Source organism: Pseudarcicella hirudinis (assembly GCF_900115665.1).
Classification (GTDB): Bacteria; Bacteroidota; Bacteroidia; order Cytophagales; family Spirosomataceae; genus Pseudarcicella; species Pseudarcicella hirudinis.
In genome coordinates, this window is the sequence record NZ_FOXH01000003.1 from 361,648 (window position 1) to 374,036 (window position 12,389).

Here is a 12,389-nt window from a genome sequence, read left to right on the forward strand (position 1 = left end):
TTGATCTTCAAAAACGCTTTTGCGTTGTAAAGTTAGAACTAAGAGTTGACCTGTACTAATTTTTCATTGCTGAAACGTAATTTCTTGTAGCGTCAGTTTTATGTTTTGGTCGAAACCTAAACGATTTCCGATGAATTTTATTTCTGAGACGGACTTGTTCCCCTGGCCTTTCGTTCTGAAAAAAGTGCCTGCATCTGCATTTGTACGCACTCCTTTGAGAATTACTCCGGATTCTAATTCCGGAAGGATGGCTTTTATTTTCCGGTGACTCCCGTCTTCAAAAATTAATTCTGCTTCCAATACAGGTGGTTGAAAGAAAATACGTCTTAACTTTCCCCAAAAAGAGTACTCAATTTTTGCCTTCATCAATATCAGTTTACCTTTTTGAGAAAAATGGATAAACTCGTTCATTTTCACTTCCGATGAATCCGTTTCTGCAAGAATGAGTTTTCGGGGACGGAGACTCTTTTTCAGAATCTGTAAGGTATCATTACAAACTGAGGTAAACCGGATGTCATATTCCTGCAATAAAGCAAGATGCGTTTTGGAATCCGACCATAAATTATATCGGTTCTTGTCTGTAGAGAGCCCGATATTGTATAAAACATACTCAGGAGCAGTTTTTGAAGTATATTTCTGGTAATTCAGACTGGTCAGATAATCATTATAGGCCTGATAAGATTGTATAACCGGACGTGGGCAATAGTTCAGGTTGTTATAAAAAATATAGGCAACATCATAAGGAACAATGTCAACCGTTTGTCTGCTGATTTCCTTCAGAACCGATTCCGGAAGTTTATATTGATTTTGTAGTTTTTCGAAATCTTTGGTTCGGCTAAAGCTACTTTCGAAAATGAGGTTCTGATAAGGGAGAGTTATTTTATTAAACGAAAATCCTAAACCAGTGCTGACAAAAAATGAGAGAAACAGGCTGATTCCTAACAATAACCCCAGTTTTTTTCTGATCGGAATACTTTCAACAAACAGATAGGCTGATCCGATAAAAAAGGCTCCGTAAAAAAAGAAGTAAGGCATTCCGAAAAAATCAAATCTTGTAAAACCCTGCTTAAAGCCCAGATATAATGCCAGCAGCATTACTAAAATAATAAAGGCGTCAGACACATTCTTTTTAAGCTGGTTAAATGTACTTAGCACTGAATAAATGAGGAATGAAAGGAGTATAGCTGCCAGGATGAGATTGTAATAAGCGTATCTGGGTTGCTCCTTCATGTAGTCTGTTGAAAACATGGCATCATTATATCCGTCAATTATGCTTAATCCACCCAAAAGATATCCCGGCAAATCTACATGCAGAAAATAAGCGGTGATGATAATTGTAATGACATGCGTCAAAAGGAAAATACTTGAAGAAATGAGGTTTTTGCTATCTGTAATAGCATTGAAAAGCAGATAAAAATAGAAAATTACGACTGAGACAAGCCCCAGGTTGAATTTGATATAAAAAGTGAGCAGAGAAATAATTCCTGCTAAAACCAATGACAGAAGGCGTTTTTCTCTGAGATGATGAAAAATCAGAAATAAAAAGAGGGTGAAAAGAATGAAATTCGTTTCACGATGATGAGATAACATCACCAGAAAATAAGGAACAAAGAGGAATTTTAAAGGGTCTTTAAGGCGGTCAAAGGTATAATCGAGAATATAGATGAGAACACCTGCAGAAAAAAGATCCAGAAGAATAAGCGGGATTATTCCGGTATATAATGCCAGCCGGGTACTGAGAAAACCGAGCGGACCAAAAGTGAATATCCAGTCTTTACCGAAAGTAAGGCCCTGATGAACAGCCATGCTCAGACTTAGCTGCCAGGAGGGATCTAACCCTCCGCCAGTGACTTCAAACAGGTTTTTCGGGAGAAAAAGTAGAACTGACGCAATAATTATAATGCGCTTTGCTGAGAATAAATGCGTTGTATATGCTGTAGATTTAAGAGAAGTCATATAAAAAAAGCGCTACAATCTTTATTTGTAACGCTTTCAGACTGAAAGTATGATTTCGGGAAAGAATTTCCTGAATAACTTATCAGCATTTATCTTTTAAAAGTCTGAATTTCAAAAGAATGAATATTATAAGATCTTTGCTATATCCGGAACAGAGGATTAGTTGCTTTGCGAAACTAATTTTTCACGGATTTTGATTGTGCGTTGTTCCAATTCAGGTTTCGCAGTGTATTTAAGTTTAGTCTGACGGGCAGCACTGTCAGGATGAACACCGTAAACATAAGGGTCGTTTGAACGGAAGTCTTTTTGTTTGATAGTGTTGTTTTTCTGATAGTCGCAAGCGGTTGCTAACAAGGCTACTGCCACTACTGCTAAGATATTTTTGCGATTCATGATGTTTATTGTATCTGATATTTAAATAACTTCTTTAACGAAGTGCTATCGGATTTAACCGGGTGATGTACAAACATCACGATAGCGCTGATATTTAGGCTACAAAAATAGTAGCTGATTTTCAATTAAAAAAAGTTTATGGTAAAGTTCCACTCATTTTCTCCATAACTTTTTGATTTTTATGCTCAGGGCTGAACAGTTATCGGTACGACTACTTCTGTTGAATCCCAATGCATAATCAGATTTGCCCCGTCAGGTCTTTCTGTAAAATCTATCAGAAACATTTCCTGGACGTCATTTTTGAGAAAAGAAGGTACCTGTGTTTTTAAAACGTCTTTTGCAGGATCGTATGATAAACCCCACTGACCTACTTCATTGTTAATTATGATAGTCCAGTCGTTTGCCGTAGGAATGGTAAACAAGGTATAAGTTCCGGCTTTTAGGGGTTTGTCACCTATTATTACATTTTTATTAAATTTAATAACAGTTGCCTCATTTGCCCCGGTTCTCCACCATTTTCCGTAAGGAACAAGTGCTTTTTGTTGTTCAGTGCCGAATATTAATCTTCCTTTTTTGGAAGGCTGACAGTAATCTACAGCTACATCAAGACCGTTTTTACTGAAACTTGCAGTAGAAGACGGACTAAATGATTTGGTATAATAGAACCTGAAATAAATAAAAGCGGATGCTAATAGTGCAAGAGCAATAAAAACAAAGCGAAGGATTTTCATAATGAGTTAGATTGTTGAAATGATCTCTCTGTAAAACTACACAAGAAAACTCAGGCTACAAAGTATGAAGTCTTTATAGCTTTTATCCGGTAAGCAAACTAAGACCTTTTAAGAATGCAACGTTCTTTATCAAGCAGATGAATACTTTCTTCAATTTCCATGCGATTTTTTGCGTGGGTCAGTAATTCTTTATAAGAGTTTTTAAGCTCTTTTCTGTCAATGGATTCCAGAAACCGTCTTATATCTTCATCATTTTCAAGTATTAACAGTGGCACTTCTGTCGGGCGGTTGTCATCATCTTTGGCTACCATTGTGAAATAAGAGGTGTTGGTATGCTTCACGATGCCGTCTTTAATATTTTCCGCTACTACCTTAATTCCGATAACCAGAGAAGTCTTTCCTACGTAGTTAACAGAAGCATGCAGAGAGACTAATTCTCCTACTTCAACCGGCTGTCTGAATTCAACATTATCCACAGAAACCGTTACACAATAGGTTCCGGCATGTTTTGCAGCACAGGCATAGGCAACTTTATCCATTAATGACAACAAGATTCCTCCATGTATTTTTCCGCCGAAGTTGGCATAAGATGGAATCATCAGTTCTGTAATGGTAGTTCGGGAATGACTAACTGTTTTAGCCTGTAATTGATCCTGATTCATGAGCTTTAATAATGGTTATCATTTTTTGTTAGAACAAAAGTATATTAACCTGATAGATTTTGATGAAAATCTTTTGAGCTTAATTGAAATTTGCCCCGTATATTTGCACAAAAATTGAAATTTTCCAAGAAATAGAACTTAAGAAGAATCAAAAAGAGATATTTGCCTTAGTTTAAGCGCTTTTTTATCCTTTTATTTCTGATTTTTTGATTCCAGATTTTATGAACCTTGCGACACTTATTTGGCTGATTTTACTTACTCCGCTCTCAGGATTTATTCTGTCTGTTGTTTTGGGTAGGAATTATAACCAGTTAGTCGCAAACCTTACGACATTTCTCAGCTTACTGAATTTACTTTTTTCCTTCTGGCTTTGGAAAGAATCTCCTTCCGGCAGTACTTCTCTGATATTTAATTGGTTCAGCATTCAGCAACAGGCTGTGCAATTTGGATTTCTTATCAATCCTCTGACACAAATGATGTTGCTGCTCGTTAATTTCATTGCATTGCTTGTACAGCTTTTTTCAATGGAATATATGGCAGAGGAGCCTGCGAAATATCGTTATTTCGGTTTTCTAAGCCTTTTTGTGTTTTCCATGCTCGGTATTGTACTTACCAACAATCTGTTTGTAATGTATTGTTTCTGGGAACTGGTGGGCTTGAGTTCGTATTTACTGATCGGTTTCTGGTACCGGAAACCCGAAGCAGTGGAGGCTTCAAAAAAAGCTTTTCTGGTAAACAGAGTAGGAGATATCGGTTTCCTTTTGGGAATTTTTCTGTTTTTTTATCAGTTTGGAACTACTGATTTCACGATACTTAAAGATGCAGATAATGGCGTTTCAGCTCCGATGCTTACCCTGACAGGCTTATTGCTTTTTTGTGGTTGTATCGGAAAATCTGCACAATTTCCCCTGCATACATGGTTGCCGGATGCGATGGAAGGGCCTACTCCGGTTTCCGCTTTGATTCACGCTGCTACGATGGTGGCAGCCGGGATTTTTCTTTTAGCCAGAGTACAACCGATTTTTACCGCTGATGTTAATCTCACCATTGCTGTAATAGGAACCATAACGATGTTGCTGGGCGCTATTTATGCCATTTTTCAGACCGATATTAAAAAAGTTCTGGCATATTCTACCATTTCTCAGTTAGGACTGATGTTATTGGGATTGGGGACTGAGGCTTCCGTATTTCATTTATTAACACATGCTTTTTTTAAAGCAGGTTTATTCTTGTCGGCCGGATCAATTATTCATGCCTTACATCATGCCGGTCATGGTTTTGATGCCCAGGATATGAGATTGATGGGAGGACTGAGAAAACACCTTCCTTTTACATTTGTATGCTATCTGATTTGTTCGATGGCATTGGCAGGATTGCCGTTATTTTCAGGATTTCTTTCTAAAGATGCGATTCTGATGCATCTTTTGGAAAAAGCAGGAGAGAGCCGGATTTATTTTATCTTTCTTGGACTGGCATTTCTGGGAGTTGGTTTAACAGCATTTTACATGACCAGACAGATTTGGATGATTTTTGGCGGAACATTGAGAAATGACCATATTGCTTCAGAAAATATTCATGAATCTTCTCTTAAAGTAAAACTGCCTTTAGGGATTTTGTCAGTACTTTCAATTGGATTTGTCTTTTCTGTAAATCCTTTGAGTGCAGGGGATTCATGGTTCTGGCATTTTATCAGCCCGGAAACGGGATTGATGAAACATGAAGAAAATCATTGGATTGCTATTGGTTCGGTAACCTTAGCGACCATTGGAATTGCAGCAGGATATCTTTCCGGAAAAAGAGTGTTTTCTTATCAGATTCCGACATTTGATCCGATTTATAACCGGGTTCTGGTAATTCCTACTTTAGGTCTTTCTGTTTTACTGCAAAAATTTGACAAGGAAGTGTTTGACAAAGTCATCGATGTTTTTGTCAAGGGACATGTTGTGGCAGCTCATATGATTGCCTGGTTCGACCGCTTTTTTGTAGATGGACTGGCTAACCTTTCTGCGTTCATTGCCGGAAGAATCGGAAGTATAACCCGTTCTTTTCAGGGAGGTAAGCTTCAGATGTATGTAGTGTGGGCATTAGTAGGGCTGATGAGCCTAATATTTTTTGTGATTTCTCAAATTGAAGTATAGAATAGACAAATTACCATGAGATTCAGCGTGGTTTCCTGTGTTGATTTGTGACAAGATAATTGGAACTTAACCAAACTTTGTGTCATTGAGCTTTAGCCATTGGCGCTTATATAAAATATGCCGATACTTTCATTCCTCATATTTTTGCCTGTTCTGGCCTCGATACTTGTAGCAGTATTGCCTGATAGTTATAAAAGTCAGTTTCGCTGGATCGCATTAATTGTGACCGGCTTACAATTAGCCGGCTGTATCTGGGTGTTTACGAATTTTGACAGACAGTCAAGTGATATACAATTTCTGGAGCAACAGGATTGGATAACGCTTTCATTGGGAAGCCTGGGTACAGTTTCTATTGATTATCTGATAGGTTTGGATGGAGTGAGTATGCCTATGGCTTTACTTACCGGATTGGTGATGTTTATCGGATCAATCTCTTCTTTTGAAATCAAGCAGAAAGAAAAAGCTTATTTTTCCCTTTATCTGCTTTTGAGCGGATCGGTAATGGGATGTTTTCTGGCGCTGGATTTCTTCCTGTTTTACCTCTTTTTTGAGTTTATGCTGCTGCCGATGTATTTCCTTATCGGACTTTGGGGCGGCCCACGCAGAGAATATGCTTCATTAAAGTTTTTTATCTATACATTATTCGGATCGATTTTCATTCTGATTGTAATGATAGGACTTTATTTTTCTGTCATAGATCCTTATGAAACAGCAATTCATGCAGGTTTCATTGATGTAAAAAGCCAGATGACACCTGAAATTTTCGGACAGATTCAGGAGCTTATCAAAGAATTAAAGATTGCTCCGGAACATATGGTACATACATTTGATATGAGACTGATGACAGATTCCGGAAATTTCCTGCCACAATCTTTATTAAGCTATGTTTCAGGATCAACACTCTTTTCGGTACCGGCACGTTATCTTGCATTTATCTTTCTGATGATAGGTTTTGCTATCAAACTTCCCGCTGTACCTGTACATACCTGGTTACCGGATGCTCACGTAGAAGCACCAACTCCGGTTTCAGTAGTATTAGCAGGAATTTTGCTGAAAATAGGAGGTTATGGCTTTATCAGAATAGCCTATTCTATTTTCCCTGACGGAGCAGAAAATTTTGCGGTATGGATTGCAGCATTCGGGGTTCTTTCAATTATTTACGGAGCATATAATGCCCTGGCAATGAATGATTTGAAGAAGATGATTGCTTATTCTTCTGTTTCACACATGGGTTTTGTTATGCTGGGAATCGCTTCTCTGACCTCTGAGGGAATCAATGCGGCACTTTATCAGATGTTTTCTCACGGAATATTGTCATCTATGTTATTCCTTTTGGTGGGTGTTTTATATGATCGGGTGCATGACCGTCGTATTGACAGTTATCGGGGATTGGCTGTAAAAATGCCCGTTTTTACGGCTTTTGTGGCAATTGCCTTTTTTGCTTCTTTAGGTTTGCCGGCATTTTCTGGTTTTATAGGTGAATTCTTCTCTTTAATGGGAGCATTTAACAGTTCGTTCCTGCCAAAGATCTTTGCGGTGTTAGGAGCTTTTGGAATTGTACTGGGAGCAGGGTATTTTCTCTGGGCTTTACAAAAAATGTTCTTCGGGAAATTTTGGGTGCGTGAGCACGAAGAATTATTGACAGATTTGAATTTCAGAGAGAAAATCATGCTGACTCCTCTGGCAATTCTGGCCTTTGTTTTCGGGATTTTGCCCCACCTTCTTTTTGATATTACCTCTCCAACCATTTCAGAATTTATGAAATTGTGGATTAAATAAATGAGTCGTAATTATTTGATTTTCATTTATATAAAACAAAAATCCTGAGAATGCTCAATTCAAAATATTCTCAGGATTTTTGTTTTTACTTTTCGTCATACCTTAAAAAAAGGTCGGATTTTCCGATATGAGCCTCAGACGCTTTAACGTTATACAAATTTTCTTATACTCATCATAACACCCAAATGCATTCCTTCATGATAGTTATTGAAATCTAGGGCATCGTTTAATGTACTTAGCAGAAAGCCGGTTCCGGTCAGGCGTTCATTAAATGTAACGAATTTGCCTGCCTTATAATCCTCTTTTGTTTTTTCGATGAGGGAGATTAATAATGATTTTAATTCATCAGCTTCAACCTGACCCACAAATTGTGTTGGTTTTGAACCGGATTTATAGAGATTGAATAAATCTTCGGAGATATTCATTTCTAAATTAGAAAGTCGGTATATAAGCGATTGTTGTGCAACAACTATATGGCCGATATTCCATACTAAATTGTTATTAAATCCAGCCGGTATTTTGTTGAGTTGTTCCAATGAATATTTATCGAAATATTCGGCATATAATTTCCTGCTTGTTTCCCAAGTTTTTAATAAGGAGTCTGTCATCAATTTTTATATTAAATAGTGAATGTTAGTAATGTTTTCAACATTTTAGCACAAAACTATCGACCGCATTATGCGGGTAGTGTTTGATCGCCTTGACTTAATTGGTCAATCTTCTCTCTGCAAACAGATTCAGTAAGTTCCTTTAATATGGCTACTCTTCCCGACAAATATTCCAGATCTTCTTTTGTTACCGAATACCCCATTTTATATCTCGAATCTATATATGCCCGTTTCAGCAGTATGAACAATCTTAGTTCTTCAGGTGTCTTCCGGGGAAACACGATTTTGAATCTTACATCGGCCATTTCTGCACTTTTTCCTAACAGATCAATCTCGTGGAGCTTGGGTTTGTAATCATTGAAAACCAGCAGGATGGTCATGTAATAGCTTTCGGTGGCTTGGTGGAGCTGAAATATTGCCCGATTGAGAAGGTTATTGTTTACACAAAGATCAAATACTTTAAAAAACTCATTTGCGATATTAGCCCAGTTATTGAAATACATTTGTGCTTTTTTCGCCCGTTCTTTCGGTGACAACAGTTTCGCTTTGCTTAACTGAAATTGTCCGTCGTCGTAAAGCATGGTGCCTTCCTTTACAATATCAGCGAAAAAGTAGTTGCCTTCCTCCAATTCCTTGTTCAGGAAATCAATGCCATGAAAGATCAACCCGAGGGGAGTAAACCCATCTGCCCGTCTACCAATTTTATGTTTAATTCCTTTTGTCAGACTTGGCGGAATGCGTTTTTCTTCTTTAAGTACAATAAGAATGTCAAAGTCGCTTTTGTATTCGTATGTAATTCCATTTTCAACATAGCGATCTTCAACCCAGTCGCCCCGTGAATAGCTGCCGAAAAGAATCACCATAACAGGTTTGGCAACCTGCAAAATTGCGTCCAGCACAGCTGAAAGTTCCTGCTGTTTGTCGGTTGGAAGATGGGCAAAAGAAGTTTTCATTTATGGTATTATTTAGGTGAGAGTATCAATCATTCTGATGTTAGCTGGGCAATTCTTTCCTGACAAATTAATTGGGTAAGTTCCTTTAATTTGATTACTCTTTCCGACAAGTATTCCAGATCTTCTTTTGTTACCGAATATCCCATTTTATATCTCGAATCTATATATGCCCGTTTTAGGAGGGAAAACAACCTGGATTCTTCCAATGTTTTGCGTGGAAACACAACTTTAAATCTTACATCTGCCATTTCTGCACTTTTTCCTAACAGATCAATTTCATGTAATTTGGGTTTATAATCATTAAAGACCAGCAGAATAGCCATGTAATAGCTTTCAGTGGCTTGGTGAAGAAGGAAGATTGCCTGATTTGGCAAGTCGTCATTCAAACACAAGTTAAAGGCTCGAAGAAACTTATTAGCGCTATCAAACCATTTATCAAAATACATTTGTGCTTTTTTCGCCCGCTCTTTCGGTGACAGCAGTTTCGCTTTGCTTAACTGAAATTGTCCGTCGTCGTAAAGCATGGTGCCTTCCTTTACAATATCGGCGAAAAAGTAGTTGCCTTCCTCCAATTCCATGTTCAGGAAATCAATGCCATGAAAGATCAACCCGAGGGGAGTAAACCCATCTGCCCGTCTACCAATCTTATGTTTAATTCCTTTTGTCAGACTTGGCGGAATGCGTTTTTCTTCTTTAAGTACAATAAGAATATCGAAATCACTTTTGTATTCGTATGTAATTCCATTCTCAACATAGCGATCATCAACCCAATCGCCCCGTGAATAGCTGCCGAAAAGAATCACCATAACAGGTTTGGCAACCTGCAAAATTGCGTCCAGCACAGCTGAAAGTTCCTGCTGTTTGTCGGTTGGAAGATGGGCAAAAGAAGTTTTCATTTAAGATATTATTTAGGTGAGAATATTAAGTGACATATTTCAAGGATTCATGGTTCAATGAGACTACATTGCTTCTTTGATGATTATTTTCGAAGAAGAACATACCTTTAGATTCTATCATAATAACAAATATAGTGAATGCTGAAATATTTGGAAAAATGAGTTTCAAACAATTGTGAGTTTTCGTTTGCAAAGTGTTTGACTGAGCTGCCTGTATTAGGGTCACCTGTTTTTGTTAATTCCTTTTATCAAAAAATAAATTAAGTAATTGTGAGGAAATAATACAGGTCATTTACCTTGTGTCTGATCTCTTATTGGGCTTTTTTTACTGCTTATACTGATAAATAATCCGCTTATGTATAAAGAAGCGAGCCTTTCGGGAGAAGCATCTATCTTTGATTCACAATGATAAAGAAACTAAATATAGAGCTTCTTTTCTGGGTTACCGGACTTGCTTATTTAGCACTGATTAACCCTGCATCCGATGCTCATTTTAGTCTCTGTCCCATCAAAAACCTTGGTTTTTCATTTTGCCCGGGTTGTGGATTGGGACATTCGATCAGCTACATTTTTCATGGAGAGCTTAAAAAGTCATTTGAAAGTCATCCGCTCGGAATATTTGGTCTGATCGTAATTATTTCCAGAATTTATACCCTGGCAAAGAGGACAATAAAGACAAGTTTTTAAAGAAATCAGAGCCTTTATTTACATAATTTAAACAAAACTAGACCTTTTACGACCATGAACTCGAACATTTTAATGATGATTTCCAACCTTGAGACTGAAGAATCAATGTTTGTTCAAAACATGATAAAAGAGATGGATGAGGAGCAGCAAAAGACTTTTATCATGATGTACCAAAACAAACGAAGAGATTCTACGCTGATTTTGATTTGTACAATAATCGGCTTCTTCGGTTTTGCCGGAGTACAGAGATTTCTGACAAACCAGATTGGAATGGGATTATTGTACTTTTTTACCGGAGGCTTATGCATGATCGGTACAATTGTAGACCTCGTTAATCACAGAAGTATCGCCCTGGAGTATAACCAGAAAATGGCTCTTGAGACATTTCAGTTAATGAAAACCTGGGGTAAATAGATTATAACTCAAGAATAGATCATTCATCCTCTGAACCTGATACCTCCAGGTTTCAGATTTATAAAATTAATCCTGAAAAAATTATCTTTCAGAAGATAAAAGTCTTAACCTCAGAACCTTCTCTTTCCGCTGCAAATCCTTTTTATGGGGATTTGCAGCTTTTTTTTAAAATGTGTATAAATTACGCAAATCGATATTCGTTTTACGGAAATTTGTTGTAAATTTCCGTAAATTTCAATATTTAAACTATGGATAATTCACTTTCTCGTCGCTCTGTTTTGCAAAAAACGCTGGGAGTGGCGGCAGCAACTATGGTAACATCATCTCTCTCTAATCGTTTAGAAGCTGCCGATACACAGATGGGAGTTTCACTCAAAGGACGGGTTAACCACTCTGCTTGTCGTTGGTGCTATCAATCAATTCCTTTCGAGGATTTGTGTAAATCGGCTAAGGAAATAGGTATGCAAAGTCTTGAACTTACAGGCCCTTCTGAATGGGAGACCCTTAAGAAATACGGACTTACTGCTGCAATCGGATGGCCTGAGGCCAATCAATGGGGTGGAGGAATGGGCCTTACAAGCTGCTTTAATAACCTCAAAAACCATGATGCTTTAGTGGCATTGTATGAAGATCTGATTCCTAAGGCAGCGAAAGCCGGTGTTAAAAACCTGATTACTTTCTCCGGAAACAGAAACGGATTAAGTGATGAAGAAGGTTTGATTAACTGCAAGAAAGGACTTCAACGTATAATGAAGACAGCGGAAAAACATGATGTGACCATCACCATGGAATTGCTGAATTCTAAAGTGAATCATAAAGACTATCAATGTGATCATACCGAATGGGGAGCAGTACTTTGTGAAATGGTTGGTTCTGATAAATTTAAACTGCTTTACGATATTTACCATATGCAGATTATGGAAGGAGACGTAATTGCAACCATTAAGAAATATCACCAGTATATTTCTCATTATCATACAGGAGGAGTTCCGGGCCGTAATGAAATCGATGAAACCCAGGAGTTAAACTATCCCGCCATTATGAAAGCAATTGTGGACACTGGTTATAAAGGATTTGTAGGTCAGGAATTTATTCCGGCAAGACCAGACAAAATAGCTTCCTTAAAACAAGGGGTTACAATTTGTGATGTATAAAAACATTAAAAAGGCCTT

At 37.6% G+C, this 12,389-nt stretch carries 12 protein-coding genes; 5 read left to right on the top strand and 7 right to left on the bottom strand.

Annotated features, from left to right (window positions below; all coding sequences use genetic code 11):
• Window positions 1–63: 63 nt before the first annotated feature.
• The 4 genes from BM179_RS07365 to BM179_RS07380 all read right to left on the bottom strand — a co-directional run bounded on the left by BM179_RS07365 (window position 64) and on the right by BM179_RS07380 (window position 3,742).
• Window positions 64–1,956 carry a hypothetical protein gene (locus BM179_RS07365; RefSeq protein ID WP_092014523.1) on the bottom strand — a complete coding sequence of 631 codons (1,893 nt, stop codon included), beginning with the start codon at window positions 1,954–1,956 and terminating at the stop codon, window positions 64–66.
• Between the two features lie 159 nt (window positions 1,957–2,115).
• On the bottom strand, window positions 2,116–2,349 hold the full coding sequence (locus BM179_RS07370; protein ID WP_092014527.1) for a hypothetical protein: 234 nt from the start codon (window positions 2,347–2,349) through the stop codon (window positions 2,116–2,118).
• 185 nt (window positions 2,350–2,534) lie between these two features.
• A complete protein-coding gene (locus tag BM179_RS07375; RefSeq protein WP_092014530.1) occupies window positions 2,535–3,080 on the bottom strand; it encodes a DUF2911 domain-containing protein in 546 nt (181 codons plus the stop codon).
• A 98-nt stretch (window positions 3,081–3,178) separates the two neighbouring features.
• Window positions 3,179–3,742: an acyl-CoA thioesterase gene (locus BM179_RS07380; RefSeq protein ID WP_092014533.1), complete on the bottom strand. Its 564-nt coding sequence runs from the start codon at window positions 3,740–3,742 to the stop codon at window positions 3,179–3,181.
• Window positions 3,743–3,963: 221 nt separating this feature from the next.
• Between BM179_RS07380 and nuoL the strand changes: the two genes are divergently transcribed.
• A complete protein-coding gene (gene nuoL / locus BM179_RS07385) occupies window positions 3,964–5,880 on the top strand; it encodes an NADH-quinone oxidoreductase subunit L (protein ID WP_092014537.1) in 1,917 nt (638 codons plus the stop codon).
• Between the two features lie 117 nt (window positions 5,881–5,997).
• Entirely contained in the window at window positions 5,998–7,659 is a 1,662-nt protein-coding gene (locus tag BM179_RS07390) for a complex I subunit 4 family protein (protein ID WP_092014540.1), read from the top strand.
• Window positions 7,660–7,808: 149 nt separating this feature from the next.
• Here the strand turns inward: BM179_RS07390 and BM179_RS07395 are convergent, their stop codons facing one another.
• The 3 genes from BM179_RS07395 to BM179_RS07405 all read right to left on the bottom strand — a co-directional run bounded on the left by BM179_RS07395 (window position 7,809) and on the right by BM179_RS07405 (window position 10,116).
• Window positions 7,809–8,267, bottom strand: coding sequence for a DinB family protein (locus BM179_RS07395; protein WP_092014543.1), 459 nt, complete (start codon window positions 8,265–8,267; stop codon window positions 7,809–7,811).
• A 68-nt stretch (window positions 8,268–8,335) separates the two neighbouring features.
• Window positions 8,336–9,220, bottom strand: coding sequence for a HEPN domain-containing protein (locus tag BM179_RS07400; protein WP_092014545.1), 885 nt, complete (start codon window positions 9,218–9,220; stop codon window positions 8,336–8,338).
• Between the two features lie 29 nt (window positions 9,221–9,249).
• Window positions 9,250–10,116 carry a HEPN domain-containing protein gene (locus BM179_RS07405; RefSeq protein WP_092014547.1) on the bottom strand — a complete coding sequence of 289 codons (867 nt, stop codon included), beginning with the start codon at window positions 10,114–10,116 and terminating at the stop codon, window positions 9,250–9,252.
• A 405-nt stretch (window positions 10,117–10,521) separates the two neighbouring features.
• Here BM179_RS07405 and BM179_RS07410 point away from each other — a divergent pair, with 405 nt between their 5' ends.
• The 3 genes from BM179_RS07410 to BM179_RS07420 all read left to right on the top strand — a co-directional run bounded on the left by BM179_RS07410 (window position 10,522) and on the right by BM179_RS07420 (window position 12,371).
• A complete protein-coding gene (locus BM179_RS07410; RefSeq protein ID WP_092014549.1) occupies window positions 10,522–10,803 on the top strand; it encodes a DUF2752 domain-containing protein in 282 nt (93 codons plus the stop codon).
• Between the two features lie 54 nt (window positions 10,804–10,857).
• On the top strand, window positions 10,858–11,217 hold the full coding sequence (locus BM179_RS07415) for a TM2 domain-containing protein (protein ID WP_092014552.1): 360 nt from the start codon (window positions 10,858–10,860) through the stop codon (window positions 11,215–11,217).
• Window positions 11,218–11,465: 248 nt separating this feature from the next.
• Complete coding sequence (locus BM179_RS07420; RefSeq protein ID WP_092014555.1) at window positions 11,466–12,371, top strand: hydroxypyruvate isomerase family protein; 906 nt, start codon at window positions 11,466–11,468, stop codon at window positions 12,369–12,371.
• The last annotated feature ends 18 nt before the right edge of the window (window positions 12,372–12,389 follow it).